We start from the raw sequence: 25,801 nt of genomic DNA, 5'->3' as shown, positions 1-25,801 counted from the left end.
GCCATGCATACAGTGTCGCCATGTCCACACGCAGCAAAAATTACCTGCCGCCTCTGGAGCCGGCGGCGAGGAGCGTATCCGCACGCTACGCGCTGCCGGCGATCTGGCTGCATTGGTTGAGCGCTGGACTGATCGCAGCGGCCCTGCCTCTGGGCGTGTATATGCACGAGCTGCCGCTATCACCGTACAAGCTGCGGTTGTTTTCTTATCACAAGTGGATCGGCGTTACCGCGCTGCTCGCTTTTGTTGTCCGTCTTGTCGTGCGCATTCGGCACACACCGCCAGCCGCTCTGCCTGCGCCGGCCTGGCAGCAGCGCATGGCACACGTCACCCACGGCCTGCTCTACTTTTTGCTACTGGCTGTACCGCTGTCTGGCTGGCTGATGAGTTCGGCCAAGGGTTTTTCAGTGGTCTATCTGGGCATCCTGCCACTGCCCGACCTGGTCGGAAAAAATCGCGAACTGGGCGTGGAACTGGAACACCTGCACAAAGCCCTCAACATCGGCCTGCTGAGCCTGCTTGCGCTGCATGTGGCCGCAGCCCTGAAACACCACATCCTCGATCGTGATGCGACGCTCTCACGCATGTCGCCCTTCGGTAAATAGAAGTCCGCCATGAAAACCTTACCCCTCGCCATCGCGGCAACATTGTTGCTCGCCACAGCTTCCGCACGGGCCACTGAGCAAAGCGAGGTGCAGGTTGCGCAAAGCGCCATCGCATTCGCATACAAGCAGATGGGCGTAAACATGGATGGCCGCTTCAAGCATTTCGCGGCACATCTCAGCTTCGACCCCAGCAAGCCCGCGGCAGCGAACACCCGGATCAGCATTGACCTGGCGAGCATCGATGCGGGCTCGCCGGAAGCCAACGACGCGGTATTGGACAAGGACTGGTTCAATGCCAAGGTCTACCCAAGTGCCACCTTTGTGTCCAGTGCGGTGCGCGCCCTGGGCGGCAATCACTACGAGGCGACGGGCAAACTGACGATCAAGGGCCGTGCGCGCGACGTGGTCGTACCTTTCACTGTCACGCCAAGCGGCAACAAAACGGCCTTCGATGGCGTCTTCAACATCCGGCGCCTCGACTACGCCATTGGCGAAGGCGCCTGGGCCGACCTCAGCACCATCGCCAACGAGGTGCAGATTCGTTTCCACATTGTCGCCACGTCCGCGCCGGCAAAAAACTAATCCCTCAACCACTCAGAAGGAGTTTCCCATGCGCAAACAAGTCATCACCCTCGCCATCCTGTCGGCCCTAGGAGCCGCTGCGCTGGCAGCCCCGGTCACCTACACCATAGACCCTACCCACACCATGCCGCGCTTTGAATACAGCCACTTCGGCTATTCGACCCAGCTCTCACGCTTCGACAAGGTGAGCGGCAAGATCGTTCTGGACCGCGAGGCGAAAACGGGTACGGTCGACATCGAGATTGACGCCAAGTCGGTCGACACCGGCTATCCCGTGTTCACAGGCCATCTTCAAGACGAGGACTTCTTCAACACCGAGAAGTACCCCACCATCACCTTCAAGTCCGACAGTGTGAAGTTCAAAGGCGACAAGCTGGTTGCGGTGAAGGGTAACCTGACGATCAAGGGCATCACCAAACCAGTGACGCTGAAGGTGAGCTCGTTCAAGTGCATGCCACACCCGATGGTAAAGAAAGATGCCTGTGGCGCCAATGCGACCACCGTGGTGAAGCGCTCCGACTTCAACATGGGCAAGTACGCGCCTTATGTCAGCGATGAAGTCACCCTGACGATCCCGGTCGAGGCAATCGCTGAATGAGTACCCACGGGGTCTGAGCGATGTGCGCCTGAACTGGCGGCACGGACCATCGTAGGCAGTTACAGCAATGTCAACGCAAAGTAGAAATGTCCCCTTCTGAGCCAAATAGAAATGTCCCCCTGACCTGTGAGCACAGGGGGAGGGGGAAGTAGGGAAAGTGCTCAACCGCTGGGGCAGGCGGGCGCAGGGCGTAGCCCGTAGCCCGCCTGCCCCAGCGGCGGCGGGCTGATGTGGGTGTCGGGCTGCTGGATACCACTTTCACGCATGCTCTCCTGCAGCCCGATCTGCGCCTTGAGTCGGCTTATCTGTGCTGGGCTTCGCCAGTTCTCACTGCGCGGTTTGGAGCAGGTCGCGGGCGAGTGGACGCTGGTTTGCCTGGCGTGGAATTTGAAGCGCCTGGCCGTATTGCGTCTTGCGTAGGGGAAAACAGGGGGGAAAGTGCGTTTTTCGCTCAAAAACAGCAATTTCAGCCAATTTCAGCTCGAATTCGCCCCGTTTGTCGGCTCAAGTCCGACAGGCTGCTAGTTNGATGCTTGATGCGACAAATAAAACCGATGGATTTTTGGTCTGGGCAAGGCGCAAACCGCAGCGATACCGGGTGGTATCGCGAGGATTTGCAACGCGGCCCGGGCCGGAAAGACGCGGTTTTATGTCGCAGATAGCGTCGAACACTGCACTAGCGCCATATAGCGCGAACCGCACCAAGACGCCACTGCGGCGCCACTGCGTCACCCGCTTTTCAGCCCCGCACCTCGCCCTCGCCCAGCACCACCCATTTGAGCGAGGTCAACCCCTCGATCCCGACGGGGCCGCGGGCGTGGAATTTATCGGTGCTGATGCCGATTTCAGCCCCCAGACCGTATTCGAAGCCGTCGGCAAAGCGCGTGCTGGCGTTCACCATGACGCTGGACGAATCGACGGCGCGCAAAAAGCGCTGCGCATGCATGTGGTGGCTCGTGACGATGGCGTCGGTGTGGTGGCTCGAATAGTGGTTGATGTGCGCGATGGCTTCTTCCACGTCGGCCACAACCTTCACGCTGACGATGGGCGCGAGGTATTCCTCGAACCAGTCCTGCTCGGTCGCGGGCACCACGCGCGCGCCGGGCACGGGCGCGAGCAGTGCGAGGCTCTCGGGGCAGGCGCGCATTTCCACGCCTTTTTGCGCGTAGATGGCGCCTATGCGCGGCAAGAACGCCGCCGCCACGCTGCGCGCCACGAGCAGGCTTTCGGTGGCGTTGCAAGGGCTGTATTTCTGCGTCTTGGCGTTGTCGGCGATTTTGACGGCCATGGCTAGGTCGCACGGGTCATCGACGTAGGTGTGGCAGTTGCCGTCGAGGTGCTTGATCACGGGCACCTTGGCGCCGGCGCTGATGCGCTCGATCAGGCCCTTGCCGCCGCGCGGGATGATCACATCGACGTACTGCGGCATCGCGATGAGCTGGCCCACGACTTCGCGGTCGGTGGTCTGCACGAGCTGCACGGCCTCGGGCGGCAGGCCGGCCTCGGTGAGCGCCTGCTGCACGAGGCGCGCGAGCGCCTGGTTCGAATGGATGGCCTCGGAGCCGCCGCGCAGGATGCAGGCGTTGCCGCTTTTGATCGACAGGCTCGCGGCCTCTATGGTCACGTTCGGGCGGCTTTCGTAAATCATGCCAAACACGCCTATGGGCACGCGCATGCGGCCCACGCGGATGCCGCTGGGCTGCTGGCGCAGCTCAAGCACCTCGCCGACGATGTCGGACATGGCGGCCAGCTGTTCGCAGCCCTGCGCGCAGGTTTCGATGGTGGCGGGCGTGAGCTTGAGCCGGTCCACCAGCGGCGCCGCCAGACCCGCGGCGCGCGCGCGCTCGAGGTCTTGCGCGTTGTCGGTCTGCAGCGCGGCGCTGTGCGTGCGCAGCAATTGGGCAAGTGCCGTCAACGCTTTGTTTTTGATAGCTGCTGACGCACTTGCCATAAGGGCTGAGGCCGTTTTTGCTTGCAAACCCAGGGTTTGCGTGTAGTGCACGATGTCGGTGGCGTTCATGGGCGGATTTTGCCCCAGCGCTGCGCCTGCCGCGCACACCAATATTGCAATTGGCCGGTTTTCATGGTGCTTTTTGGGGCTTGCGGCGTACGCGCAGGTGCCCACAATCGGGGGCATGAAAGCCTTGTCTGCTCTTTCTCTGTGGCGCGGTCTGCTGCTGGCCCTGGTGCTTGCGGGTACGGCCTGGCCCGCGCTGGCGCTGCGCATCAAGGAGGTGGCGGCCGTGCAGGGCGTGCGCAGCAACCAGCTCACGGGCTACGGCATCGTCGTGGGGCTGGACGGCACGGGCGACCAGACCACGCAGATGCCGATCACCACGCAGAGCGTGTCGAACTATCTGCAGCAGCTGGGCATCACGCTGCCGGCGTCCATGGCCTCGCAGTTGCAGTTCAAGAACGTGGCCGCGGTGATCGTGACGGCGCAGCTGCCCGCGTTCGCCCAGCCGGGGCAGACCATAGACGTGGTCGTGTCCTCGATGGGCAACGCCAAGTCGCTCAAGGGCGGCACGCTGATTGCCACGCCCTTGCGCGGCGCGGATGGCGAAATTTACGCGCTCGCGCAGGGCAACCTGGTGGTGGGCGGCGCGGGCGCTGCTGCGGGCGGCAGCAAGGTGCAGATCAACCACCTGAGCGCGGGGCGCATCCCGCAAGGCGCGCAGGTCGAGCGCAGCGTGCCCACGCCGCTCAACGAGGGCGACACCATCCAGCTCGGGCTCGACGCCTCGGACTTCCAGACCGCGCGCCGCGTCGCCGAGGTCATCAACGCGCGCCTGGGCGCAGGCCTGGCGCGTGCGCTCGACGGCCGCACGGTGCAGGTGCGCGCACCGCTAGACCCGGCTGCGCGCGTGAATTTCATTGCCGACCTCGAAGACCTGGAACTGCAGGCACCGACGCCCGCGGCCAAGGTGGTGATCAACGCGCGCACGGGCTCGGTGGTGCTGAACCAGGCCGTGACGCTGGGCCCCTGCGCGATCGCGCACGGCAACCTGTCGATCACCATCAGCTCGACGCCCGTGATCAGCCAGCCCAATGCGTTCGCGCAAGGGCAGACCGTGGTGGCGCAAAAGAGCAACATCCAGATCAACCAGGAGCCCGGCCGCGTCATCCAGGTGCCACCCTCGCCCCAGCTTGCCGACGTGGTGCGCGCGCTCAACACGCTGGGCGCCACGCCGCAGGACTTGCTTGCGATTCTGCAGGCCATCAAGGCGGCGGGGGCGCTCAATGCAGAGTTGGAGGTGATCTGATGTCGCTGCCCTCGGCCCCTGCAAGCCTGAGCGCCGGCACGGCGAATACGCTGGCTGCCGACGCGCGCTCGCTGAATGCACTCAAATACGCAGCGAGCAGCAACGACCCGCAGGCCGTGCGCGCGGCGGCCAAGCAGTTCGAGTCGCTGTTCATGCGCGAGCTCATCAAGAGCATGCGCGAGGCGACCATGAAGTCCGGCCTGCTCGACGGCCCGCAGGGCAATCTGGGCGCCGACCTGCTCGACCAGCAGCTCTCGGTGCAGATGGCGGGCCAGCCCGGTGGCCTTTCGGACGCCATCGTGCGCCAGCTTTCGCAGCAAATGGGGGGTGGCAGCGGCGACACCGCGCTGTCCGTGCCTTCGACGCTGAGCCTGGCCGCAAGCCGCACGCGCTTTGCGGGCGCGGGCGCTGTCGCTGCCAGTGCCAACGCGGGCGCCGCTGCGCCGGCGGGGCGTGAGGGCTTCGTGCAATTCCACCGCGCCGCGGCCGAGCGCGTGGCGCAGGAAAGCGGCATCCCCGCGCACTTCATGCTCGGCCAGGCCGGGCACGAGACGGGTTGGGGCAAAAGCGAAATCCGCCAGGCCAACGGCTCACCCTCGTACAACCTGTTCGGCATCAAGGCTGGCAAGGGCTGGACGGGCAAGGTGGCCACGGTGACGACGACCGAATACGAAGGCGGCGTGGCGCGCAAGGTCGTGGCCAAATTCCGCGCCTACGACTCGTATGAAGACGCCTTCCACGACTACGCGCGGCTCATCAACGACAACCCGCGCTACGCCGCGGCGCGCGCCAAGGTCGGCTCGGCCGTGGCCTATGCGGCAGAGCTGCAGAAAGCCGGCTACGCCACCGACCCCGCCTACGCGCGCAAGCTCAGCAGCGCGATCCACAGCGCGCAGGGCGTGCAGCGTTCCTGAAAGTGGGTGACGATTCATGAGCCTCTTCAACATCGGCGTGCGCGCATTGCAGACCAACCAGGTGGTCCTGCAGACGACCGGCCACAACATCGCCAACGTGAACACGCCCGGCTATTCGCGCCAGACCGTGGCGCTGCAGAACCTGCCGGGCCAGTTCACCGGCAGCGGCTTCATCGGCCAGGGCGTGGAAGTGCAGGCCATCGTGCGCAACCAGAGCGACATGCTCACGCGCCAGGCCACGGCCGCTGCCGCCGTGAGCGCCGCCGACAGCGCCCGCGCGCAAAGCCTGCAACGCCTGCAGGACGTGTTCAGCGGCGGCGACAGCGGCCTGGGCGCCGCGATCAACGACATGATGAATGCGCTTGCCGACGTGGCGAGCGCCCCCACCGACCTCACCGCGCGCACGGTGGTGCTCACGCGCATGGACGAGACCGCCGCACGCATGCGCTCGGCGTCCGACCAGCTCGACCAGATCGCTGCCGGCGTGCGCAGCGATTTGGACACGGGCGTCAAAGCCGTCAACGACCTCGCCAGCCAGATCGCGCGCCTGAACGAGCAGATCGTGCGCGCACAGGGCAGCGGCAAAGCCCCCAACGACCTGCTGGACCAGCGCGACCAGGCGATCCGCAACCTCAACCAGTACGTGCAAACCACGCAAGTGCCGGCCGACGACGGCTCGCTGGGCGTGTTCGTGGGCAACCAGCCGCTCGTGCTCGGCAACACGGCGGCGACGCTGTCGGTGGACAACGCGCCGGATTTTTCGGGCAGCGGACAGCTCAAGCTGTTTTTCACGCCGCCCGGCGGCACGCCCCAGGCTATCGACGAGCAGGTCATTGGCGGCGGCTCCCTGGCCGGGCAGCTCAAGTTCTACAACGGCGACCTCGAGGAAGGGAGCAATCTGCTCGGGCGCATGGCGCTCAGCCTGACGCAGACGCTGAATGCGCAAAACCGCCTGGGCCTCACGCTCGACAGCAAGACGGGCGGCGATTTGTTCCAACCCATCGCCCTGAAAGATGCCATTGCGGGCGCAGGCAATCCTTCGGGTGCAGGCATCGGTCTGGCGGTGGCCGACCCTGCCAAGCTCAAAGCCTCGGCCTACACGGTCACGTTCACGGCGGCCGCGGTCGGCACGGTCGTGCGCCAGTCCGATGGCGTGGCCCTGTCCTTCGATGGCACCACCGGTAATACGCTGCAGGACATCCTGCGGGGCGAAGGGCTCACGACCACGGTGACGGGCACGCCCCAGGCGGGCGACAGATTCCTGATCCAGCCGCTGCGGGAGGCGGCCGGAAAAATGCAGGCGCTGGTGCACACGCCGAGCCAGCTCGCCGCGGCCAATCCGGTCAATGCGGCCATGGGAACGGGAAACACCGGCTCGCTGCAATTGGCGAGCCTGCAGGCGCTGTCGAACCCTCCCGGTGCGTCGGTGCCCTTCACGCTGACGTTCACCGGGCCGAACACCTACACCCGCAGCGATGATCCGGCCGTCCCACCGGCACTGCCCACCACCTACAGCTATGTTTCCGGGCAGGCCATCACCTACGACAGCGCCACGCCGCCCACGGGCTGGTCCCTGACCTTGAGTGGCACCCCGAAACAGGGCGACACCGTCACCGTGGGGGACGCGCTGGCTGCCGGCGACTACTTCCAGCGCGACGCCGGCAACGCCAAAGCCATGCTGGCACTGCGCGACGCGCCCATGTTCGACGGCGCACCCTTGAGCGACGGCTTTGCCAGCGCGATGGCGCAGGTCGGCACGCGCACGCAAAGCGCACAGTTCGCAGCGCAGATGTCCGGCACCATCGCCGCGAACCTCGAAAGTGACCGCACTGCCATCTCGGGTGTGAACCTGGACGAGGAAGCGGCCAAGCTGATCCAGTACCAGCAGGCCTACCAGGCCTCGGCCAAAATGATCCAGGTCGCGCAAACGGTCTTCGACAGCCTGCTGCAGACCATGGGCTGAACCGCCCCAGGAGCAAGGAGCACCACGCCATGAGCAGCAACCTCATCGCCCGCGCGGGCACGGCCAACCTCTACGACAACACGATCCGCAACCTGCAGGCGCAGCAGACGACGCTCGCGCAGCAGCAGGAGCACCTCAGCGCCGGCAAGCGCGTGCTGCGCGCGAGCGACGACCCCGTGGCCGCGGCGCAGGCCGAGCGCGCACGCACGCGCATCAGCCGCAACGAAACCGACTTGCGCGCCCTGAATGCGCAAAAGGACAGCATGGCGCTGGCCGAATCGACGCTGGGCAGCGCCACGGACGCCATGCAGGCGTTTCGCGAACTCGTGGTGCAGGCCGGCAACGGCACCCTCTCGGCCACCGACCGCAACACCATCGCGTTGCAACTGCAGGGCCTGCGCGAGCAGATCCTGGGCTACGCCAACAGCAAGGACGCCAACGGCCTGCCCTTGTTCCAGGCGCTGGGCAGTGCCAGCACCCCGTTCACGGGCGCTTCGCCCCCCACCACGTTCAAAGGCCTGCCCGGGCAGGTCGCCAGCGGCACGACCAGCATCGCGCCGCTGCTCGACGGTGATGCCGCCTGGATGAGCGTACCCACGGGCAACGGCGTGTTTGCCGTGACGGCGGCGTCCGGCAATGCCGGTACGGCGCAAGTGACGGCAGACCGGGTGACCGACCCTGCCCTGGCCGGCGATGGCCACACCTATCAAGTCAAGTTCGCCGTCGACGTCGCGACGGGAGCCACCACTTACGACGTCATCGATCAGACCCCTCCGCCCGCCACGCCCACAAGCGGCTTACCTACCAACCAAACCTACACATCCCCCACGACCATCAGCTTCGCGGGCCGCGCGATAGACATCACCGGCGCACCCGCCAATGGCGACAGCTTCACGGTCTCGCCGAGCACGCAGACCAGCGTGTTCCAGGTGCTCGACGACACCATCGCCGCGATCCGCAGCGGCAACCCGACCACCGTGAGCAGTGGCATCGCGCAGGGACTGAGCCAGATCGACTTCGCCATGAGCCGGCTGTCCGATGCGCGCGGCCTCGCGGGTGAGCTGCTGAACCGCGCCGACCGTATCCAGAGCGACCTCGACACACGCGGCACGCAGCTCGAAGCCCAGCGCTCGAGCGCCGAAGACCTCGATATGATCAAAGCCATTTCGGACTTCCAAAACCAGAGCACTGCGCACCAGGCCGCACTGCAGTCGTACGCGCAGGTGCAAAAGCTCTCCTTGCTCAACTACCTCAACTGACGCCGGGCGTTGTTCCGACGGCCCTCCATGCTCCAATCCGTTCTCCGCAGCCTGGTTCTGGGCTACCGCCCGTTGTGGAACCGTGCACGCCAGCTCGCTGGCGTCACCTTGTATGTCCATGGCCAGGAAGCGGATGGCATTCCCCCGGCCGATGGCGCCCACCTGCTGCGCACCCTGCGTGAGTTGTGGTCGTCCTCCTCCCCGCCCGTGCTCATCGCCGCGCAGACCAAATCCTTGCTGTGCAGCCTGCTCGACCACCCCGAGCGCGTCGCGCCCTGGATCGAGGTGCAGGATCATTGGCTGCAGGACGCCGAGGTGCTGCAGCGCGTGCAGGCGGCGCACCGGCGCGGCCTCAAGCTCGTCTGGCGCGGTGACCTGGGCCGCCAGCCCGCGCCCGACCTCCTCGACTGCTTCGACCACTGCCTGCTCAGCATCCCGCCCGAATACGCACTCGCCGCATTGCAGTCCGCGCCCGGCGCCAGCCCGCTGCCCGCGCGGCAGATGTTCGAAAACGTGCCCAGCCGGGCGCTGCTTGCACACTGCCTGGACCAGCGCGACGCACTCGCGCTGGCGGGCTGGCCGACCGAGGATGTGCTCTACAGCCTGCGCCACCAGCCCATCCAGCCGGCGCATGAAGTCGTGCACGCGCTCATGAAAGCCATAGACCAGGAGCAGTCGATAGAAACCTTCGAGGACATCCTCGGGCGCGACCCCCTGCTGGCCTACCGCTTCCTGGTGCACGTGAACTCTGCCGCGCTCGGGCTGCGCACGGGCATCGATTCGCTGCGCCGCGGCCTGGTGCTGCTGGGCTACGGCACGCTGGAACGCTGGCTCGCACAGCAACTGCCCAGCGCCAGCACCGAGCCCGATTTGCACCCCGTGCGCGCCAGCATGGTGATGCGCGCCGAGCTCACCGCACGCCTGCTCGACGCCGGGGAGGGAAACGACCTGCGCCGCGAGGTGTATCTGTGCGGCCTGTTCTCGCAGCTCGACCTGTTGCTGGGCGAGCCGCTGGGCAGCATCCTGCGCCGCATCCCGCTGTCCGAACGCATTTACGACGCCAACATACTGCGCACCGGCCCCTACGCGCCGCCGCTGGAGATCGCCTGCGCGCTCGAAGCCGACGACGCGCAGACCATCTTGCAGTTGTGCAAAACCCACGCCTACGACATCGAGGAAGTCAACCGCGCCCTGCTGCGCATGCTGGCCGACCTCGAGGTGGCGCACAACTGACGCGCCCAGCCCGAAACACGAACATGCCCGCTGCGCGGCGGGTGGGCGCTTGCCGACTTTCCATGAATGCCACCGAATTCACGACGCTGCTGCTTTTTTGCACAGCCATGACTTTTTCGCCTGGGCCCAATACCACCTTGTCCACCGCGCTCGCGGCGAACCTCGGGCTGCGCCATGCGCTGCGTTTTTGCCTGGCGGTGCCCACCGGCTGGAGCCTGATTTTGCTCGCCAGCGGCCTCGGTTTGGCGGCACTGATCGCGCGCATGCCGGCCTTGCGCTGGGCCATCACGCTGCTGGGCGTGGCGTACATGCTGTGGCTGGCCTACCGGCTCAGCGGCAGCGCACGGCTCGCGCAGGCCGACGAGGCGCGGCCAGGAGCCTGTCGAACTTTGGGCGGCGATTGCGAGAATGCGCCCCAGCGAGGCCAGTTTTTGCCGGATTCACAGCCCCATAGCGGGACTATGGGGCAAGAGGCCGGTAAAAAATGGGCCGCTGCGGCGCATTCGCAGCCGACGATTCCAAAGTCCGACAGGCTCCTGGGACTGGGCTTTTGGCAGGGCGTGGCGCTGCAGTTCGTCAACATCAAAGCCTGGATGCTCGCGCTCACGCTCAGTGCGGGTTGGGTCGTGAACACCGCAGAGCAAAGTGCCGCCATCCCTGCCGAGCGCCTGGCCATCGTCAGCGCGGTCATGCTGGCCTTTGCGTTCGCGAGCAATTTCACCTACGCACTCCTGGGCGTGCTGCTGCGCCGCTGGCTGGCGCAGGGCCAGCGGCTGCTGTGGTTCAACCGCGCGCTCGCGCTCGTGCTCGTGGCCACGGCGGTTTGGATGCTGCGTTTGTAGGCGGCGCTTGGCAGATAGGGCTTGGTTGCTACGATGATGGTAGCTGCCGTCGCACGTGCGACAAGCGCTTGAGGCCATTTTCACTCAAAATTCAGGAATGGGAACCCTCTACCTCGTGCGCCACGGCCAGGCCTCGTTCGGCGCGCATGATTACGACCAGCTCAGCGCGCTCGGCCAGCGCCAGGCCGAGCGTCTGGGCGCGCACTGGCGCGCCCGCGGCCTGCAGTTCGACGCCATCCTCACGGGCACGCTGCGCCGCCACCAGCAGACGCTCGCAGGCATCGCCACGGGCTTGCAGATCACACCGCAGCCCGTCGAGCTGCCCAGCCTCAACGAATACGACAGCCAGGCGCTGATCCACGCCATCCACCCCGAGCCGCTGCCGCGCCCGGACACGCCGGCGCTGTACCGCGCGCATTTCCGCCTGCTGTGCGACGCGCTCGCGCAGTGGATGGCCGGCACCATCAGCCCCGTCTGCATGCCGAGCTGGCAGGCGTTTGCAGGCGGCGTGCGCGCCGTGCTCGAGCAGGTGCGCAGCCAGCACGTCGGCCAGAACGTACTGCTCGTGAGCAGCGGCGGCCCCATTGCCACCGCCGTGGGTGAGGTGCTGGGCACGGCGCCAGAGGTAACGATCGCGCTCAACATGCGCATTCGCAACAGCGCCGTGACCGAGTTCAGCGTCTCGCCCAGGCGGCTCATGCTGCAGACCTTCAACACCCTGCCGCACCTGCACGAAGTCGAGCACGCGGACTGGATCACCTTCGCTTAACGGCTTTCAAAAAGAGAGCTATCAGCGCTCTTATATCCTCGCGCAGAAGGGTTTTTGCTATGGACATCTGCAATTTCATAGACACCCACTGCCACCTCGACGCCCCCGAATTCGCGCCCGACGCGGATGCCGTGCGCCAGCAGGCCGCGGCGCTTGGCGTGCGCCACTGCGTGCTGCCCGCCGTCACGCGCGCCGGCTGGCCCGCGGTGCAGCAGCTCGCGCAGCGCTTTGGCGACAGCTACGCGCTGGGCATCCACCCGCTCTACACGGGCAGCGCCGCCGACGCAGACCTGGCCGCGCTCGAGGCGCTGCTCGCGCAGCAGATCGGCGACCCGCGCCTCGTGGCGGTCGGCGAAATCGGGCTCGACCATTTCGTGCCTGGCCTCGATGCGGCGCGGCAGCTGCATTTTTACCGCGCCCAGCTGCGGCTCGCACGCCGCTTCGACCTGCCGGTGATCCTGCACGTGCGGCGCTCGGCCGACGCCTTGCTGCGCGCGCTGCGCGAAATCCCCGTGCCGGGCGGCATCGCGCATGCGTTCAACGGCAGCTGGCAGCAGGCGCAAGCCTTCGTTGCGCTGGGCTTCAAGCTCGGCTTCGGTGGCGCACTCACGTTCGAGCGCGCGCTGCAGCTGCGGCGCCTGGCCACACAGCTGCCGCTGGCCGCGCTCGTGCTCGAAACCGACGCGCCCGACATGCCGCCGCAATGGCTCTACACCCCTGCGGCTGCGCGTGGGGCGGGCCAGGCGCAGGGGCGCAACAGCCCCGCAGAGCTGCCGCGCATCGCGCAGACGCTGGCCGCACTGCGCGGCCTGACGCTGGAGGAACTGGCGCGGGCGACCACGGCCAATGCGCTCGCCGCGCTGCCGCGACTGGCGCCCTTGCTGGGTGCCGAAACGGCGTAAAGCGCCCGAAACAAGAGCCCTGGAAGCTATTTTTATGAGAGCATCAATCCGGATTGCCCATCAGCGGGCGCTGCGCACCGGCGGGGGCGCAGGCGGGCTGCGGACGGTCATTTTTGCGGTTAACTGGCGCTCAGGTTGGCGGATGCCTCGCCCGCCAGCACCTGCTGCGCCCACGGGGCAAGGCGGCGCGTGTCGGCGCGCAGCACCTCTTGCTTGACGGCCAGGATTTGCGCCGGGTGCATGGAAAAGCTGCGCAACCCCAGGCCCAACAGCAGCCGCGTCATGCCCACGTCGCCTGCGGTTTCGCCGCACATGCTCACGCTCTTGCCCTGCGCACGGCCCGCGGCGATGACTTCGGCCACGAGGCGCAGTACCGCCGGGTGCAGCGGGTCGTACAGGTGCGCCACGGACTCGTCGGCGCGGTCTATGGCCAGCGTGTACTGGATCAGGTCGTTCGTGCCGATCGAGAGAAAGTCGAAGTAGCGCAAAAAGCTGTGCACCGTCAGCGCAGCCGCGGGGATTTCGATCATGGCGCCCAGCTGCAGCGCGCCATAGGCCACGCCGCGTGCCTCGAGCTCGGTGCGCGCCAGGTCCAGCTGCGCCAGCGTCTGCTCGATTTCGTGCACATGCGCGAGCATGGGAAACAGCAGCTTCACCGGGCCGTGCACCGCGGCGCGCAGCACGGCGCGCAGCTGCGTGCGGAACATGGCCGGATCGGCCAGGCTCCAGCGGATCGCGCGCAGGCCCAGCGCCGGGTTCAGGTGCTCGTCCTTGAAGGTTTTGTCGAGCTGCTTGTCGGCACCCACGTCGATGGTGCGTATGGTCACGGGCAGCCCCTGCATGCCCTCGATGGCGGCGCAATAGGCGCGGTATTGCGCGTCCTCGTCGGGCAGCCTGCCGGCGCGCCCCATGAACAAAAACTCCGTACGAAACAGCCCCACGCCCATGGCGCCAGCCTGCACCGCGGCAGCGGCATCGGCGGGCTGCTCGATGTTCGCGAGCAGCTCGATCGGCTCGCCATCGAGCGTCAGCGCGGGCGTGTGCAGCAGGCGCGCCAGGCGTTCGCGCTCGAGCGCGGACTGGCGCTGGTGAAAACCGTATTCGGCCAGCACCAGGGGCGAGGGATCGACGATGAGCACGCCCGCGTCGCCATCGATGATCACCCAATCGTCCTGGCGCACGAGCTGGCTCGCGGTGCGCGCCCCCACCACGGCGGGGATGTCCATGCTGCGCGCGATGATGGCGGTGTGCGACGTCTTGCCGCCCACGTCGGTGACGAAGCCCGCAAACACGCTTTGCTTGAACTGCAGCATGTCGGCGGGCGAAAGGTCGTGCGCCAGCAGCACCAGCGGCACATCGACGCTGCCGTCGAGCAGTTGGTCCTGCGCGGTCTGGCGCCGCGGGCCGCTCGCAGGCGCCGCCACGGGGGGCGGTGTGCCCTGCATGTGGCGCAGAATGCGTTCGACCACCTGCTCCAGGTCGGCCTTGCGCTCGCGCAGGTAATCGTCCTCCATTTCGTCGAACTGGCGTGCAAGCACTTCGAGCTGCGTGGTCAGCGCCCATTCGGCGTTGTACAGGCGCCGGCTGATCCACTGCTTGACCCCTTCGCCCAGGGTTTCGTCCTGCAGCAGCATCAGGTGCACGTCCAGCAGCGCGGCAATCTCCGGCGGGGCATCGTGCGGCATCTCGGCCTGCAGGCGCTGCAATTCCTCGACCACGGCGTTGCGGCCCCGGCGCACGCGCGCTATCTCGGCCTCCACCTGCTCGGCTTCGATGAAGTAGTGCGCGACTTCGACGCGGCTCGACGCCACCAGCACGGCGCGCCCTATGGCGATGCCGCGTGCAACCGCAAGACCGTGGAGGGCAAAGCTCATGGGCGCGTGCCTTTGTCCGCGGCTTATTCGCCTTCGCCGAACTTGTCGGCGATCAGGGCCAGCAGCGCGTCCATGGCCTCCTGCTCGCGTTCGCCGCTGGTTTCGAGTTCGACCTCGGTGCCCATGCCTGCGGCAAGCATCATCACGCCCATGATGCTCTTGGCGTTGATGCGGCGCTCGCCGCGGCTCAGAAACACCTCGCACGGAAAGCTGCTTGCGAGCTTGGTGAGCTTGGCCGAGGCGCGGGCGTGCAGGCCCAGTTTATTGTTGATGAGAGTACGGGTCTTGATCATGGGAGTTGCGGCGAAACGTCTGGTACTGCGGCGCAGTGGCCGCCACCTGCATCACCCCCTGCATGCCGCCCACCACCGCACGCGAGGCCACGGCCTCGAGCGGCTCGGCGCGGTAGCTGATGGCGCGCAGCAGCATGGGCAGGTTCACGCCCGTGACCAGGCGCGCGTGCACGCCGTCGATCAGGCGCTGGGCGATGTTGCAGGGTGTGGCGCCGAATACGTCCGTGAGGATCAGCGTAGGCTCGGCGCCGAACTGGCGCAGCAGGGTTTGCGCAAGCGCGAGCGACTCTTCGGGCGGCACATGGGGCTGCACGTCGAGTGCCAGCACGGCCGGCCCGCAATCGGCAAACACGTGCAAGGCGCATTCCCGCAGCGCATGGGCCAGGGGCGCGTGGGCGATGATGAAGATGTTGGTGCTCATGGAATCCACCGCGCATTATCGCGTGCGCTGCAGAGGCTGCGGGATCGGGCCAAAGTGCCTAGTGTAGTGTTTGATGCTTGATGCGACAAATAAAACCGATGGATTTATGGTCTGGGCAAGGCGCAAACCGCAGCGATACCGGGTGGTATCGCGAGGATTTGCAACGCAGCCCGGGCCGAAAAGACGCGGTTTTATGTCGCAGATAGCGTCGAACACTGCACTAGCCACAGGAAGGGCGGCTGCGCAGCAGAAAAAACACCCCGGCCTCGAGACGCGCCGGTCATTGCAGCGTCAGCCCGTCAAAAAAAGTGTCCGCCAGCGCGGGCCGGGCCTTGTGCGTGTAGAGCGCGGCATGGTACAGCCGCACCTGCGGCCCCAGGGCGCGCGCGAACCAGACTGCCTGCAGCGTGACGGCACCGCCCTCTGGCCGCCGCCCATGCGCCACGATGCGCACCGCGCCCGGCAATGGCAAGGCGCCGCGCGGGGCAAAGTCTTGCTGCTGGACCACCCGCGCCGAATCCCCCAGCCGCGCGAGCACGGCAGCACGCCAGCGCCCCAGCGTGGCACTCGCCTGCGCGGGGTCGGCCAGCGCCAGCTGCGACACGGCAAACAGCGCACCATCGGCCTCGCAGCCCACCATGGCCAGATCGGCCTTGCCGCCGCCCAGGTCCACCGCGCGCACGGCGCGGTCGGGCTTGCAGGGCAGCGCGACGCTGAGCGCGGCGCCCTCGAGCGGCACGCTGCGCCAGTTCAGCGCCGGGCTGCAGGCCGCGAGCAAAAAAGCCAGCAAACCGGCCCCACCGGGCGCCAGCGCATGTTTCGGGATTGGCATGCTTCGATTATCGGCCGCACTGTCGCCCCCACGCGCAGCGGGGCGAACTTTTCCGCCCCCGGGCCGTCCCATGCACACAGCCGTGCGCTCTTGCACAATCATGCACTTTCGGGAAACGCCATGCGCATCAAACAATGGAAACAAGGGGCCGCCGTGGCGGCCTTTGCCCTGGTCGCCGCCGTCGGGGCCTGGGTCTATCTGGGGTCGGGCCGCGCGCCCGCGCCCGCATCCACCTTCGTGCTGCTCGACGGCTCGCGCCAGACGACTGCGGACCTGCGCGGCAAGGTCACGCTGGTCAACTTCTGGGCCACGAGCTGCACCACCTGCGTGGCCGAAATGCCGCAGATCGTCGCCACCTATGACAAGTACCACGCCCGCGGCTTCGACACGCTGGCCGTGGCCATGAGCTACGACCCGCCGAGCTACGTGCTCAACTTCGCCCAAAGCCGCAAACTGCCGTTCAAGGTCGCGATCGACAACACCGGCGCCGCAGCGCAGGCCTGGGGCGATGTCAAGCTCACCCCAACCACGTTCATCGTCAACAAGCGCGGCGAGATCGTCAAACGCTACGTGGGCGCGCCCGACTTTGCCGAGTTGCACCAGCTGATCGAAACGCTGCTCGCCGAGGGCTGAAAGCACAGTGGCCGATTTGCAATGAAATTTGCAATGAAATCGGCCGTTTGTCAAGGCATATCAAGCACAAGCAGCTCTCATATGAGGAGCGCTTGGCGTACCCATCACTTGCTGCGGAAGTCGTCGTGGCAAGCCTTGCAGGTGTTGGCCGTGGCGCCGAAGGCCGTCTTGATCTGGTCCAGGTTGCCGGTCTTGGTCGCGGCCACGAGCTTCACCGCCTCTGCCTCGAATTTTTCCGCGCCTTCCTTGAATTTGGCGGACTCCTTCCAGACGGCGGGCTTGGCCTTGCCACCCTCCGTGCCCGGCCCGAAAGCGGCCCAGGGCAGCTTGGCCAGGCTTGCGACCACTTCGGCATTCTCCTGCGCGGCCTTGGCGTCGAATGGTGCCTTGCCATTGACCATGGCGCCGATACGCCCGAAGTGCTGGCCCATGACGAACAGGGCTCCCTGACGGTATTCGACCGCATCTTCGGCCTTGGCGAACTGCGCGGCAGCCGGCGCGCTCGCGCCCGCGGCGGCGACGGCAAGAATGAGGGCAGCAAAAGCTTTCATGGTGAGACTCCTTGGGGATGGTTGAAAAATTCCAGCGCGCAAGTATGCCGCGAACCGACCTTTGCGCGAGCATGCTGCTCGGACATTGGGGGCTTACGGAACGCCATCCTGCACAATGTACGCTCTTCGCTTGGAGCGCATTTACATGGCTTACACCGTTCGCATCTGGGATCTTCCGACGCGCCTGTTCCACTGGGCGCTGGTCGTCTGCGTCGTCAGCCTGGTCGTCACCGCCGAGATCGGCGGCAACGCCATGGTGTGGCATTTCCGTCTGGGGTACACGGTGCTCGCGCTGCTGCTGTTTCGGCTGGTCTGGGGCTTCGTGGGCGGACACTGGTCGCGCTTTGGCACGTTTTTATCGTCCCCCGCCCGGGCGCTGCGCTACCTGCGCGGCATCCATGAGCCCACCGACATGGTCGGGCACAACCCGCTGGGGGCATGGTCGGTGCTGGCGCTGCTGCTGCTGCTGGCGGCACAGGTCGGCTCGGGCCTGCTGAGCGACGACGAAATCGCCTTCGCCGGGCCCCTCACGCGCTTCGTCTCGGGCGCCACCGTGGAGCTGGCAACGGCCTACCACTCCGAGGTCGGCAAATTGCTGCTGCTGGCGCTGGTGACGCTGCACGTGCTGAGCATCGTCTTTTACGCCGTGAAAAAAAAGCAGGCTCTGGTGCCGCCCATGTTGAGCGGCGACAAGCAATTGCCCATGCCCGTGCCGGCTGCGCGCGACGACGCCTGGACGCGCTTGGGGGCTTTGCTGCTGTTGGTGCTGTGCGCAGCGCTGGCGTGGTGGGTGTCGCGGCTGGACGCCCTTTGACCTCTTTGAGCCGGCTGGCAGACGATACACTTTGCCGCTCCAGCGCTTTTTCTTGCCACCGTGGACCAGCCCCAGATCACTTTGCTGACGCCTTCGACTGCCGAGCAGATCGAGGCGACGCGCACGATCTTTCGCGAATACGCCGATAGCCTCAGCGTGGACCTGTGCTTTCAGGACTTCGAAGCCGAGCTCGCCGCGCTGCCCGGCGAATATGCCCCGCCACGCGGCTGTCTGCTGCTGGCGCACATCGACGACGCCATCGCGGGCTGCTGCGCGCTGCGCCCGCTGGACACCGCCGACTACCCGAACGCCGCCGAGATGAAGCGCCTTTACGTGCGCAAGGCGTTCCGCGGCTTCGGGCTCGGGCGCGAACTGGCGCAGGCCATTTTGGACGCGGCGCGGCAGGCGGGCTACGCCTGCGTGCTGCTCGACACGCTCGACGAAATGGAGTCGGCGCGCGCCCTGTATGCCGGCCTGGGCTTCACGGAGATTCCACCCTATTACCACAACCCGATTCCGGGGGCGCACTACCTCAAGGTGGATATCGATTGAGCGCAGATTGTTCATTCGGACGCGGGATGATCGTGCCCCGTCATTGCGAGGGCCGAAGGCCCGCGGCAATCCATGGGGCCTGCGCAATAACGCCTGCGCACGCCGCAACGGACAGGACTGGATTGCCGCGCCCCTGCGGGGCTCGCAATGACGAGTTCCTTTGCAGCGGCCAAAATGACCGCCAGGCGCCCGCCAGCGCTCGAGTAGGTGCGAAGCACCGCCTCATGGACCATCTGGGTTGAACCCCGCTGGCTGGAAGTCTTTTTGGCCTCCAGCCCAATTACATCAAGCGCAAGAAGCTCCTGTTTAAGGAGCATCCAGCACCATCAGCCCTTGAGGCTTTTGGCCTGCGCGAGCAGAGTGTCGGCGTCACTGACCTCGAACTTGCCCGGCCCTTCGACGTTCAGCGTCAGCACCTTGCCGTCGCGCACCAGCATGGAATAGCGGTTGCTGCGCAGACCCAGCCCCTTGCCGGTCAAGTCCAGCGTCAGCCCTGTGGCCTTGGCAAACTCCGCATCTCCATCGGCAAGCATGCGCACCTTGCCTTGCACATTTTGCTCACGACCCCAGGCGTCCATCACGAAGGCGTCGTTCACGCTCAGGCACCAGATTTCATCGACGCCGGCAGCCTTGAATTCAGCAGCCTTCTCGACGTACCCTGGCAAATGCTTGGCCGAGCAGGTGGGCGTGAACGCACCGGGCAGAGCCAACAGCGCAATGGTCTTGCCTGCAGCGGCCTGCTGCACGGGCACCGGATTGGGGCCCAGGCTGCACCCTTCGGTGGGCGTGTCTATGTATTCCATCAGCGTGATGGCAGGCAGCATATCTCCGACTTTGATCATGAAGTTTCTCCTCCGAGGGGCCCGCCGGGGCGCACCATGCGCCCGCCAAGCAAAGCCCACAAAACAAAACGACCCACGATGTGGGTCGCACATTGTGGGTCGTTTGCCGGGGCTTTGCAGCCTGCGCGGCGATGGGCTTAAAAAAGGTGGGCTTAAACCCAGATTGTCCATTAGGCGGTGCTGCGCACCTACGCGGGCGTTGGCGGACGTCTGCCGGTCATTTTTGCCGCGGCTTCGGCGTCCATGGCACTGGCCATGGACTTCTCTCCCGCGACCAAACTGCCACGCCAGCCGCCTCGCCACCATCCCGCGTCCTAATGAACAATATGGGTTAAAGCAGCCCTGCCTTTTGCACCAAGCGGGATGCCACCCAGTTCTTGGTCTTGGAGAGCGGACGGCTCTCGGTGATTTCGATCAAATCGCCGAGTTGGTACTCGCCGTTCTCGTCGTGCGCGTGGTACTTGCTCGACTTGATCACGATCTTTCCGTAGAGCGCGTGCTTGACGCGGCGCTCCACGAGCACGGTTACGGTTTTCGCACGCTTGTCGCTGACAACCTTGCCAATCAAGGTGCGCTTGAGGGATTTTTTAGCTTCCGTCATGTTCGCTCCTTAAGCCTTGGAGGTTTCAGCGGCTTGCTTTTCAGCAAGAATGGTCTTGGCGCGCGCGATGGCGCGGCGCGTGTCGCGCAGCGTGGCGGTGTTGCCCAGCTGTTGCGTGGCCTTTTGCATGCGCAGGCCGAAATGGGCTTTTTGCAAAGACTTGATCTCGGCTTCGAGGCCGGCCACGTCTTTTTGGCGCAGTTCAGAAGTATTCATCGTGGTTTCTCCTGCACTCAAGCGCCGACCAGACGGCTGACGAAGGTGGTGCGCAGCGGCAGCTTGGCTGCGGCCAGGCGGAAGGCCTCGCGGGCGAGTTCTTCGGACACGCCCATGATTTCGAACACGACCTTGCCGGGCTGGATTTCGGCCACGTAGTACTCGGGATTGCCCTTGCCATTACCCATACGCACTTCGGCGGGTTTGGTCGAGATGGGCTTGTCCGGGAACACGCGGATCCAGATGCGGCCACCGCGCTTGACGTGGCGCGAGATGGCACGGCGTGCGGCTTCGATCTGGCGCGCCGTGAGGCGGCCGCGGTCGGTGCACTTGAGGCCAAAATCACCGAACGCCACAGTGTTGCCACGTGTGGCGACACCGGTGTTGCGGCCTTTTTGCTCCTTGCGGTATTTGCGACGAGCAGGTTGCAGCATGTTTATTCTCCTTTACCGTCCGCTGCTGTAGCGGGCGCGTCTTTACGAACGCGCTTAACGGCGGTGTTGGCGTCGGTGCCACCGGCACCGGCAGGTTTGTCGCTGCCATCGGCAGGCGCGGCATTCATAGAGGGGCGGCGTGCACGGCCAGCGCCGGCGCGATCGCCACCGGGGCGGCCATCGCGGCGCGGGCCACGTGGGCGGCGCTCTTCTTCCGCACGCGGCGCTTCGGCTGCGGGCAGGTCGTTGCGGCCCAGCGTGTCACCCTTGTAGACCCACACCTTGACGCCGATCACACCGTAGGTGGTCTTGGCTTCAGAGGTGCCGTAGTCGATGTCAGCGCGCAGCGTGTGCAGCGGCACGCGGCCTTCGCGGTACCACTCGGTGCGCGCGATTTCGATGCCGTTCAAGCGCCCCGAAGACATGATCTTGATGCCCTGGGCACCCAGACGCATCGCGTTTTGCATCGCGCGCTTCATGGCGCGGCGGAACATGATGCGCTTTTCGAGCTGCTGCGTGATGCTGTCGGCGATCAGCTTGGCGTCGATCTCGGGCTTGCGCACTTCTTCGATGTTCACCGCCACGGGCACGCCCAGGCGCGCCGTGAGTTCCTTCTTCAGGTTCTCGATGTCCTCACCTTTCTTGCCGATCACCACGCCCGGGCGGGCCGAGTAAATGGTGATGCGCGCGTTCTTGGCGGGGCGCTCGATCAGGATGCGCGAGACGGCGGCGTTCTTGAGCTTGGACTTGAGGTACTCGCGCACCTTGATGTCCTCGGCGAGCATGCCGGCGAAGTCGCGGTTGTTGGCGTACCAACGGCTGGCCCAGTTGCGGCTGACCGCGAGCCGGAAGCCGGTCGGATGGATTTTCTGTCCCATGGTATTCCTTCAGGCTTTCAGGTGCCAACGGACACGTACACATGGCACGTGGGTTTGCTGATGCGGTTGCCGCGGCCCTTGGCGCGCGCCGTGAAGCGCTTGAGCGTGGTGCCCTGCTCGACGTAGATGGTCGTAACCTTCAGTTCGTCGATGTCGGCGCCGTCGTTGTGCTCGGCGTTGGCGATCGCCGACTCGAGCACCTTTTTGATGATTCCTGCCGCTTTTTTCTGCGTGAAATTCAGGATGTTCAGCGCCTGATCCACTTTTTTGCCGCGGATCAGGTCAGCGACCAGGCGCCCCTTGTCAACCGACAAGCGGACGCCCCGGAGGACTGCACGTGTTTCAGACATGGTCGTTCCTTATTTCTTCTGGACTTTCTTGTCCGCGGGGTGACCCTTGAAGGTGCGCGTGAGGGCGAATTCGCCCAACTTGTGCCCCACCATCTGGTCGGTGATATAGACCGGCACATGCTGCTTGCCGTTGTGCACGGCAATGGTCAACCCGATGAACTCGGGCAGAACCATGGAGCGGCGCGACCAGGTCTTGACGGGCTTCTTGTCCTTGGTGGCGATGGCCTTTTCGACCTTGGCCAGCAGGTGATGGTCAACAAACGGACCCTTTTTGAGCGAGCGAGTCATTTGCTACCCCTTACTTCTTGCGGCGCGACACGATCATGTTCTGCGTGCGCTTGTTGTTGCGGGTGCGATAGCCCTTGGTCAGATTGCCCCAGGGATCGACAGGATGGCGGCCCTCGCCGGTGCGCCCTTCACCACCACCGTGCGGGTGGTCGATCGGGTTCATGGCCACGCCGCGCACCGTCGGGCGAATGCCCATCCAGCGCTTCACGCCGGCCTTGCCAAGCTGGCGCAGGCTGTGTTCTTCGTTGGCGACCTCGCCAATCGTGGCACGGCACTCGATATGGATCTTGCGCACTTCACCCGAACGCATACGCACCTGGGCGTAGGTGCCTTCGCGCGCCAGCAGCGTTGCCGAAGCACCCGCAGAGCGCGCAATCTGCGCACCGGCACCGGGCTTGAGCTCGATGCAATGGATGGTCGAACCCACCGGAATGTTGCGGATCGGCAGCGTATTGCCGGCGCGGATCGGCGCCTCCGAGCCACTCAGCAGCGTGGCGCCTTCCTGCACACCGCGCGGAGCGATGATGTAGCGGCGCTCGCCATCGGCGTAGCACAGCAGCGCGATGTGCGCCGTGCGGTTCGGGTCGTACTCGATGCGCTCGACCTTGGCCGGAATACCGTCCTTGTTGCGCTTGAAATCGACCACGCGGTAGTGGTGCTTGTGCCCACCGCCTTTGTGGCGCGTCGTGATGTGACCGTTGTTGTTGCGGCCGGCCTTCTGGAACTGGGGCTCCAGCAACGCGGCATGCGCCTCACCTTTGTAGAGGTGGCCACGCGAGATCTTCACCGCGGCACGCTGGCCCGGCGAAGTAGGTTTCATCTTGATGACAGCCATGATTTACGCAGCTCCCCCGGTGAGGTCCAGCTCTTGGCCGGGCTTGAGCGTGACATAGGCCTTGCGCACATTGTCACGACGGCCCATGGTCTTGCCAAACCGCTTTTGCTTGCCTTTGGTGTTGAGCACAGAAACGCCCTGCACCTCGACCTTGAACAACAATTCCACGGCGGCCTTGATCTCGGGCTTGGTGGCGTTTTGCAGCACCTTGAAGGCCACGGCATTCGCCTTTTCCGCAACCATGGTGGCCTTTTCGGACACGATGGGCGCGAGCAGCACCTGCATCAGGCGGCCTTCGTCAAACTTGGGCGCGCTCATGCGAACATCTCCTTGAGTTTGTCGATCGCGCCCTTGGTGACGAGCACCTTTTTGTAAAACACGAGCGACACGGGGTCTGCATAGCGGGGTTCGACGACGCAGACGTTTTTCAGATTGCGCGAGGCGAGATACAGGTTCTCATCGACCTCTTCGGCAATCACCAGCACCGAGTCCAGGTTCATGGCCTTGAACTTGCCGGCCAGCACCTTGGTCTTGGGCGAATCGAGCTTCATGGAATCGACCACCGCCAGACGGCCTTCGCGCACCAGCTGCGAAAGAATCGCAGACATCCCGGCGCGGTACATCTTCTTGTTGATCTTCTGCGAGAAGTTCTCGTCGGGCAAATTCGGGAAAATGCGACCGCCCCCGCGCCACAGCGGCGAGGACGTCATACCGGCGCGCGCATTGCCCGTACCCTTCTGACGGAAGGGCTTTTTGGTCGAGTGGCGCACCTGCTCGCGGTCTTTCTGAGCACGCGTGCCCTGGCGCCCGTTCGCACGGTAGGCGACGACGATCTGATGGATCAGGTCTTCGTTGTAAGCGCGACCGAACACGGTCTCGGGCACTTCCAACGTGGATGCGGCCTGGCCTTGTTCATTGAGGAGTTCGAGCTGCATCAGTTCGCTCCTTTCGCAGCGGGCGCCTTGACGGCGGGACGCACGGTGACAAAACCACCCTTGGCGCCGGGCACCGCACCCTTGATCAGGAGCAGCTGGCGCGCCTCGTCGACGCGAACGATGTCGAGGTTTTGCGTGGTGCGGGTGACGTCACCCAGATGACCCGTCATGCGCTTGCCGGGAAACACGCGCCCCGGGTCTTGCGCCATGCCGATCGAGCCGGGCACGTTGTGCGAGCGGCTGTTACCGTGCGAGGCGCGCTGCGAGGCCATGTTGTGGCGCTTGATGGTACCGGCATAGCCTTTACCGATCGAAGTGCCCTGCACATCGACCTTTTGGCCCACGGCAAACAGCGACGCCACGGGCAGCACGGCACCCTGCTGGTACTGCGCTGCGGTTTCGGTGCTGACGCGGAATTCGCGCATGATTTCACCGGCTTCGACGCCTGCTTTCGCAAGGTGACCGGCTTCGGGCTTGGTTACGCGCGATGCCTTGCGCGCGCCGTACGTGACCTGCAGGGCCACATAGCCGTCGTTCTCTTGGGTCTTGATCTGGGTGACGCGGTTGTTCGACACATCGACCACCGTGACAGGCACTGCATCGCCGTCATCGGTGAACAGACGCATCATGCCCACCTTGCGCCCCAGCAACCCGAGGGAGTTGCTCTGACTCATTGGTTGTTTCTCCAAAACTCCCACCATCGCAACTGCAATTGGCTGCGACGTTGCGCCTTGGCTGTCCTGAACCCGCCCTCAGGCGAAGCTCCGGCCACTTTCTGCGCATGGAAGAAGGTTAATAAATACTTCGTTTTTTACCCGCTTGCGCGGCGCAAAAAACGAAGCCGCAAATTATAACGCGAACCTCGCTGGTGGGCAAGATTCGCGTGGGACTATGCTGCTTCAGCGTCGCAGCAGCAGGGTGCCGCTGCGTTTTCGCTTGATTACTGCAGCTTGATTTCGACGTCCACGCCCGCTGGCAGGTCCAGCTTCATGAGCGCATCGACGGTCTTGTCGGTCGGGTCGACAATGTCCATCAGGCGCTGGTGCGTGCGGATTTCGAGCTGGTCGCGGCTCGTCTTGTTGACGTGCGGCGAACGCAGGATGTCGAAACGCTTCATGCGCGTGGGCAGGGGGACTGGCCCCTTGACGATGGCACCAGTGCGCTTGGCGGTATCGACGATCTCGGCGGCGGATTGGTCGATCAACTTGTAGTCGAATGCCTTGAGGCGGATACGGATTTTCTGTTTGGACATGGCTTTTTCCTTGCTTGATGCCCTGCTCAGGCAAGAATCTTTGCCACGACGCCGGCGCCGACGGTGCGCCCGCCTTCACGGATGGCAAAGCGCAGGCCTTCTTCCATGGCGATGGGGTTGATCAGCTTGACGGTGATCGACACGTTGTCGCCGGGCATCACCATCTCCTTGTCGGCCGGCAGCTCGATCGCGCCGGTCACGTCGGTGGTGCGGAAGTAGAACTGCGGACGGTAGTTGTTGAAGAACGGCGTGTGGCGGCCGCCTTCTTCC

33 protein-coding genes and 1 pseudogene are annotated in these 25,801 nt (G+C 65.2%); 15 read left to right on the top strand and 19 right to left on the bottom strand.

Annotation, left to right across the window (positions count from 1 at the left end; all coding sequences use genetic code 11):
• The first annotated feature begins 20 nt into the window (after nt 1–20).
• From PYV55_RS09040 to PYV55_RS09025, 4 genes and pseudogenes are all read left to right on the top strand, one after another.
• The gene (locus PYV55_RS09040; RefSeq protein ID WP_275850340.1) at nt 21–605 is read left to right on the top strand and encodes a cytochrome b; all 585 of its coding nucleotides are present in this window, start codon (nt 21–23) and stop codon (nt 603–605) included.
• Nucleotides 606–614: 9 nt separating this feature from the next.
• Nucleotides 615–1,187, top strand: coding sequence for a YceI family protein (locus PYV55_RS09035; protein WP_275850338.1), 573 nt, complete (start codon nt 615–617; stop codon nt 1,185–1,187).
• Nucleotides 1,188–1,215: 28 nt separating this feature from the next.
• The gene (locus tag PYV55_RS09030; protein WP_275850336.1) at nt 1,216–1,785 is read left to right on the top strand and encodes a YceI family protein; all 570 of its coding nucleotides are present in this window, start codon (nt 1,216–1,218) and stop codon (nt 1,783–1,785) included.
• 312 nt (nt 1,786–2,097) lie between these two features.
• Nucleotides 2,098–2,205: pseudogene (locus tag PYV55_RS09025) on the top strand (transposase); the annotation flags it as partial.
• Between the two features lie 319 nt (nt 2,206–2,524).
• Here the strand turns inward: PYV55_RS09025 and PYV55_RS09020 are convergent.
• A complete protein-coding gene (locus PYV55_RS09020; protein ID WP_275850334.1) occupies nt 2,525–3,805 on the bottom strand; it encodes a glutamate-5-semialdehyde dehydrogenase in 1,281 nt (426 codons plus the stop codon).
• Between the two features lie 115 nt (nt 3,806–3,920).
• On the opposite strand from PYV55_RS09020, the gene PYV55_RS09015 reads away from it, so the two are divergent.
• The 8 genes from PYV55_RS09015 (at nt 3,921) to PYV55_RS08980 (ending at nt 12,930) form a co-directional block, all read left to right on the top strand.
• Nucleotides 3,921–5,048, top strand: coding sequence for a flagellar basal body P-ring protein FlgI (locus PYV55_RS09015; protein ID WP_275850333.1), 1,128 nt, complete (start codon nt 3,921–3,923; stop codon nt 5,046–5,048).
• The gene (gene flgJ, locus PYV55_RS09010; RefSeq protein WP_275850332.1) at nt 5,048–5,962 is read left to right on the top strand and encodes a flagellar assembly peptidoglycan hydrolase FlgJ; all 915 of its coding nucleotides are present in this window, start codon (nt 5,048–5,050) and stop codon (nt 5,960–5,962) included. The genes PYV55_RS09015 and flgJ overlap by 1 nt, the downstream gene beginning before the upstream one ends.
• Before the next feature lie 16 nt (nt 5,963–5,978).
• Nucleotides 5,979–7,925, top strand: a complete 1,947-nt coding sequence (gene flgK / locus PYV55_RS09005) for a flagellar hook-associated protein FlgK (RefSeq protein ID WP_275850330.1) — start codon at nt 5,979–5,981, stop codon at nt 7,923–7,925.
• Between the two features lie 29 nt (nt 7,926–7,954).
• Entirely contained in the window at nt 7,955–9,184 is a 1,230-nt protein-coding gene (gene flgL / locus PYV55_RS09000; RefSeq protein WP_275850328.1) for a flagellar hook-associated protein FlgL, read from the top strand.
• A gap of 27 nt (nt 9,185–9,211) precedes the next feature.
• A complete protein-coding gene (locus PYV55_RS08995; RefSeq protein ID WP_275850327.1) occupies nt 9,212–10,417 on the top strand; it encodes an HDOD domain-containing protein in 1,206 nt (401 codons plus the stop codon).
• A gap of 107 nt (nt 10,418–10,524) precedes the next feature.
• Nucleotides 10,525–11,259: a LysE family translocator gene (locus PYV55_RS08990; RefSeq protein ID WP_275850326.1), complete on the top strand. Its 735-nt coding sequence runs from the start codon at nt 10,525–10,527 to the stop codon at nt 11,257–11,259.
• Nucleotides 11,260–11,356: 97 nt separating this feature from the next.
• Nucleotides 11,357–12,028 carry a histidine phosphatase family protein gene (locus PYV55_RS08985; protein WP_275850325.1) on the top strand — a complete coding sequence of 224 codons (672 nt, stop codon included), beginning with the start codon at nt 11,357–11,359 and terminating at the stop codon, nt 12,026–12,028.
• Between the two features lie 59 nt (nt 12,029–12,087).
• Nucleotides 12,088–12,930, top strand: a complete 843-nt coding sequence (locus PYV55_RS08980) for a TatD family hydrolase (protein WP_407066784.1) — start codon at nt 12,088–12,090, stop codon at nt 12,928–12,930.
• Between the two features lie 119 nt (nt 12,931–13,049).
• Here PYV55_RS08980 and ptsP read toward each other — a convergent pair whose 3' ends face one another.
• The 4 genes from ptsP to PYV55_RS08960 all read right to left on the bottom strand — a co-directional run bounded on the left by ptsP (nt 13,050) and on the right by PYV55_RS08960 (nt 16,350).
• Nucleotides 13,050–14,804: a phosphoenolpyruvate--protein phosphotransferase gene (gene ptsP / locus PYV55_RS08975; RefSeq protein ID WP_275850323.1), complete on the bottom strand. Its 1,755-nt coding sequence runs from the start codon at nt 14,802–14,804 to the stop codon at nt 13,050–13,052.
• A gap of 23 nt (nt 14,805–14,827) precedes the next feature.
• A complete protein-coding gene (locus PYV55_RS08970; RefSeq protein ID WP_275850321.1) occupies nt 14,828–15,097 on the bottom strand; it encodes an HPr family phosphocarrier protein in 270 nt (89 codons plus the stop codon).
• Nucleotides 15,066–15,518 carry a PTS sugar transporter subunit IIA gene (locus tag PYV55_RS08965; RefSeq protein WP_275850319.1) on the bottom strand — a complete coding sequence of 151 codons (453 nt, stop codon included), beginning with the start codon at nt 15,516–15,518 and terminating at the stop codon, nt 15,066–15,068. The genes PYV55_RS08970 and PYV55_RS08965 overlap by 32 nt, the downstream gene beginning before the upstream one ends.
• Nucleotides 15,519–15,798: 280 nt before the next feature.
• Nucleotides 15,799–16,350: a hypothetical protein gene (locus tag PYV55_RS08960; protein ID WP_275850317.1), complete on the bottom strand. Its 552-nt coding sequence runs from the start codon at nt 16,348–16,350 to the stop codon at nt 15,799–15,801.
• A gap of 120 nt (nt 16,351–16,470) precedes the next feature.
• Here PYV55_RS08960 and PYV55_RS08955 point away from each other — a divergent pair, with 120 nt between their 5' ends.
• Nucleotides 16,471–16,983 (top strand): TlpA family protein disulfide reductase, encoded by a 513-nt coding sequence (locus PYV55_RS08955; protein WP_275850316.1) that lies wholly within the window; start codon nt 16,471–16,473, stop codon nt 16,981–16,983.
• 104 nt (nt 16,984–17,087) lie between these two features.
• On the opposite strand, the gene PYV55_RS08950 is transcribed toward PYV55_RS08955, so the two are convergent.
• The gene (locus PYV55_RS08950) at nt 17,088–17,534 is read right to left on the bottom strand and encodes a c-type cytochrome (protein WP_275850315.1); all 447 of its coding nucleotides are present in this window, start codon (nt 17,532–17,534) and stop codon (nt 17,088–17,090) included.
• Between the two features lie 145 nt (nt 17,535–17,679).
• Between PYV55_RS08950 and PYV55_RS08945 the strand changes: the two genes are divergently transcribed.
• On the top strand, nt 17,680–18,348 hold the full coding sequence (locus PYV55_RS08945; protein ID WP_275850313.1) for a cytochrome b/b6 domain-containing protein: 669 nt from the start codon (nt 17,680–17,682) through the stop codon (nt 18,346–18,348).
• Nucleotides 18,349–18,408: 60 nt separating this feature from the next.
• Nucleotides 18,409–18,900 carry a GNAT family N-acetyltransferase gene (locus PYV55_RS08940; protein ID WP_275850312.1) on the top strand — a complete coding sequence of 164 codons (492 nt, stop codon included), beginning with the start codon at nt 18,409–18,411 and terminating at the stop codon, nt 18,898–18,900.
• 326 nt (nt 18,901–19,226) lie between these two features.
• On the opposite strand, the gene PYV55_RS08935 is transcribed toward PYV55_RS08940, so the two are convergent.
• The 13 genes from PYV55_RS08935 to PYV55_RS08875 form a co-directional block, all read right to left on the bottom strand.
• Nucleotides 19,227–19,742, bottom strand: a complete 516-nt coding sequence (locus PYV55_RS08935) for a peroxiredoxin (RefSeq protein ID WP_275850311.1) — start codon at nt 19,740–19,742, stop codon at nt 19,227–19,229.
• A gap of 331 nt (nt 19,743–20,073) precedes the next feature.
• On the bottom strand, nt 20,074–20,343 hold the full coding sequence (gene rpsQ / locus PYV55_RS08930) for a 30S ribosomal protein S17 (protein WP_275850310.1): 270 nt from the start codon (nt 20,341–20,343) through the stop codon (nt 20,074–20,076).
• Between the two features lie 9 nt (nt 20,344–20,352).
• Nucleotides 20,353–20,559: a 50S ribosomal protein L29 gene (gene rpmC / locus PYV55_RS08925; protein ID WP_275850309.1), complete on the bottom strand. Its 207-nt coding sequence runs from the start codon at nt 20,557–20,559 to the stop codon at nt 20,353–20,355.
• 17 nt (nt 20,560–20,576) lie between these two features.
• Nucleotides 20,577–20,993, bottom strand: coding sequence for a 50S ribosomal protein L16 (rplP, locus tag PYV55_RS08920; protein WP_275850308.1), 417 nt, complete (start codon nt 20,991–20,993; stop codon nt 20,577–20,579).
• Between the two features lie 2 nt (nt 20,994–20,995).
• Nucleotides 20,996–21,871 (bottom strand): 30S ribosomal protein S3, encoded by an 876-nt coding sequence (gene rpsC, locus PYV55_RS08915; RefSeq protein WP_275850306.1) that lies wholly within the window; start codon nt 21,869–21,871, stop codon nt 20,996–20,998.
• A 17-nt stretch (nt 21,872–21,888) separates the two neighbouring features.
• On the bottom strand, nt 21,889–22,221 hold the full coding sequence (gene rplV, locus PYV55_RS08910) for a 50S ribosomal protein L22 (RefSeq protein WP_275850305.1): 333 nt from the start codon (nt 22,219–22,221) through the stop codon (nt 21,889–21,891).
• Between the two features lie 9 nt (nt 22,222–22,230).
• The gene (gene rpsS, locus PYV55_RS08905; protein ID WP_114484378.1) at nt 22,231–22,509 is read right to left on the bottom strand and encodes a 30S ribosomal protein S19; all 279 of its coding nucleotides are present in this window, start codon (nt 22,507–22,509) and stop codon (nt 22,231–22,233) included.
• 10 nt (nt 22,510–22,519) lie between these two features.
• Complete coding sequence (gene rplB / locus PYV55_RS08900) at nt 22,520–23,344, bottom strand: 50S ribosomal protein L2 (RefSeq protein ID WP_275850302.1); 825 nt, start codon at nt 23,342–23,344, stop codon at nt 22,520–22,522.
• 3 nt (nt 23,345–23,347) lie between these two features.
• Nucleotides 23,348–23,662 carry a 50S ribosomal protein L23 gene (gene rplW / locus PYV55_RS08895; protein ID WP_275850300.1) on the bottom strand — a complete coding sequence of 105 codons (315 nt, stop codon included), beginning with the start codon at nt 23,660–23,662 and terminating at the stop codon, nt 23,348–23,350.
• Nucleotides 23,659–24,279, bottom strand: coding sequence for a 50S ribosomal protein L4 (rplD, locus tag PYV55_RS08890; RefSeq protein ID WP_275850298.1), 621 nt, complete (start codon nt 24,277–24,279; stop codon nt 23,659–23,661). The genes rplW and rplD overlap by 4 nt, the downstream gene beginning before the upstream one ends.
• Nucleotides 24,279–24,953 carry a 50S ribosomal protein L3 gene (rplC, locus tag PYV55_RS08885; RefSeq protein ID WP_275850297.1) on the bottom strand — a complete coding sequence of 225 codons (675 nt, stop codon included), beginning with the start codon at nt 24,951–24,953 and terminating at the stop codon, nt 24,279–24,281. The genes rplD and rplC overlap by 1 nt, the downstream gene beginning before the upstream one ends.
• Before the next feature lie 266 nt (nt 24,954–25,219).
• Nucleotides 25,220–25,531, bottom strand: a complete 312-nt coding sequence (rpsJ, locus tag PYV55_RS08880; protein ID WP_005796953.1) for a 30S ribosomal protein S10 — start codon at nt 25,529–25,531, stop codon at nt 25,220–25,222.
• Nucleotides 25,532–25,557: 26 nt separating this feature from the next.
• On the bottom strand, nt 25,558–25,801 hold a 244-nt coding region (locus PYV55_RS08875; protein ID WP_472924677.1), incomplete at its 5' end, for an EF-Tu C-terminal domain-related protein.

The organism is Extensimonas soli (assembly GCF_029211265.1).
In the GTDB taxonomy this organism is placed as follows: Bacteria; Pseudomonadota; Gammaproteobacteria; order Burkholderiales; family Burkholderiaceae_C; genus Extensimonas; species Extensimonas soli.
The sequence above is the reverse complement of the archived record's forward strand: the minus strand, read 5'-3'. Positions and strand labels throughout refer to the sequence as shown.

Excerpts from the sequence above, each read along its gene's own strand:
- PYV55_RS09040 (WP_275850340.1), top strand. The coding sequence starts at position 21 with ATGTCCACACGCAGCAAAAATTACCTGCCGCCTCTGGAGCCGGCGGCG.
- PYV55_RS09035 (WP_275850338.1), top strand. The coding sequence starts at position 615 with ATGAAAACCTTACCCCTCGCCATCGCGGCAACATTGTTGCTCGCCACA.
- PYV55_RS09030 (WP_275850336.1), top strand. The coding sequence starts at position 1,216 with ATGCGCAAACAAGTCATCACCCTCGCCATCCTGTCGGCCCTAGGAGCC.
- PYV55_RS09020 (WP_275850334.1), bottom strand. The coding sequence starts at position 3,805 with ATGAACGCCACCGACATCGTGCACTACACGCAAACCCTGGGTTTGCAA.
- PYV55_RS09015 (WP_275850333.1), top strand. The coding sequence starts at position 3,921 with ATGAAAGCCTTGTCTGCTCTTTCTCTGTGGCGCGGTCTGCTGCTGGCC.
- flgJ (WP_275850332.1), top strand. The coding sequence starts at position 5,048 with ATGTCGCTGCCCTCGGCCCCTGCAAGCCTGAGCGCCGGCACGGCGAAT.
- flgK (WP_275850330.1), top strand. The coding sequence starts at position 5,979 with ATGAGCCTCTTCAACATCGGCGTGCGCGCATTGCAGACCAACCAGGTG.
- flgL (WP_275850328.1), top strand. The coding sequence starts at position 7,955 with ATGAGCAGCAACCTCATCGCCCGCGCGGGCACGGCCAACCTCTACGAC.
- PYV55_RS08995 (WP_275850327.1), top strand. The coding sequence starts at position 9,212 with ATGCTCCAATCCGTTCTCCGCAGCCTGGTTCTGGGCTACCGCCCGTTG.
- PYV55_RS08990 (WP_275850326.1), top strand. The coding sequence starts at position 10,525 with ATGACTTTTTCGCCTGGGCCCAATACCACCTTGTCCACCGCGCTCGCG.
- PYV55_RS08985 (WP_275850325.1), top strand. The coding sequence starts at position 11,357 with ATGGGAACCCTCTACCTCGTGCGCCACGGCCAGGCCTCGTTCGGCGCG.
- PYV55_RS08980 (WP_407066784.1), top strand. The coding sequence starts at position 12,088 with ATGGACATCTGCAATTTCATAGACACCCACTGCCACCTCGACGCCCCC.
- ptsP (WP_275850323.1), bottom strand. The coding sequence starts at position 14,804 with ATGAGCTTTGCCCTCCACGGTCTTGCGGTTGCACGCGGCATCGCCATA.
- PYV55_RS08970 (WP_275850321.1), bottom strand. The coding sequence starts at position 15,097 with ATGATCAAGACCCGTACTCTCATCAACAATAAACTGGGCCTGCACGCC.
- PYV55_RS08965 (WP_275850319.1), bottom strand. The coding sequence starts at position 15,518 with ATGAGCACCAACATCTTCATCATCGCCCACGCGCCCCTGGCCCATGCG.
- PYV55_RS08960 (WP_275850317.1), bottom strand. The coding sequence starts at position 16,350 with ATGCCAATCCCGAAACATGCGCTGGCGCCCGGTGGGGCCGGTTTGCTG.
- PYV55_RS08955 (WP_275850316.1), top strand. The coding sequence starts at position 16,471 with ATGCGCATCAAACAATGGAAACAAGGGGCCGCCGTGGCGGCCTTTGCC.
- PYV55_RS08950 (WP_275850315.1), bottom strand. The coding sequence starts at position 17,534 with ATGAAAGCTTTTGCTGCCCTCATTCTTGCCGTCGCCGCCGCGGGCGCG.
- PYV55_RS08945 (WP_275850313.1), top strand. The coding sequence starts at position 17,680 with ATGGCTTACACCGTTCGCATCTGGGATCTTCCGACGCGCCTGTTCCAC.
- PYV55_RS08935 (WP_275850311.1), bottom strand. The coding sequence starts at position 19,742 with ATGATCAAAGTCGGAGATATGCTGCCTGCCATCACGCTGATGGAATAC.
- rpsQ (WP_275850310.1), bottom strand. The coding sequence starts at position 20,343 with ATGACGGAAGCTAAAAAATCCCTCAAGCGCACCTTGATTGGCAAGGTT.
- rpmC (WP_275850309.1), bottom strand. The coding sequence starts at position 20,559 with ATGAATACTTCTGAACTGCGCCAAAAAGACGTGGCCGGCCTCGAAGCC.
- rplP (WP_275850308.1), bottom strand. The coding sequence starts at position 20,993 with ATGCTGCAACCTGCTCGTCGCAAATACCGCAAGGAGCAAAAAGGCCGC.
- rpsC (WP_275850306.1), bottom strand. The coding sequence starts at position 21,871 with ATGGGACAGAAAATCCATCCGACCGGCTTCCGGCTCGCGGTCAGCCGC.
- rplV (WP_275850305.1), bottom strand. The coding sequence starts at position 22,221 with ATGTCTGAAACACGTGCAGTCCTCCGGGGCGTCCGCTTGTCGGTTGAC.
- rpsS (WP_114484378.1), bottom strand. The coding sequence starts at position 22,509 with ATGACTCGCTCGCTCAAAAAGGGTCCGTTTGTTGACCATCACCTGCTG.
- rplB (WP_275850302.1), bottom strand. The coding sequence starts at position 23,344 with ATGGCTGTCATCAAGATGAAACCTACTTCGCCGGGCCAGCGTGCCGCG.
- rplW (WP_275850300.1), bottom strand. The coding sequence starts at position 23,662 with ATGAGCGCGCCCAAGTTTGACGAAGGCCGCCTGATGCAGGTGCTGCTC.
- rplD (WP_275850298.1), bottom strand. The coding sequence starts at position 24,279 with ATGCAGCTCGAACTCCTCAATGAACAAGGCCAGGCCGCATCCACGTTG.
- rplC (WP_275850297.1), bottom strand. The coding sequence starts at position 24,953 with ATGAGTCAGAGCAACTCCCTCGGGTTGCTGGGGCGCAAGGTGGGCATG.
- rpsJ (WP_005796953.1), bottom strand. The coding sequence starts at position 25,531 with ATGTCCAAACAGAAAATCCGTATCCGCCTCAAGGCATTCGACTACAAG.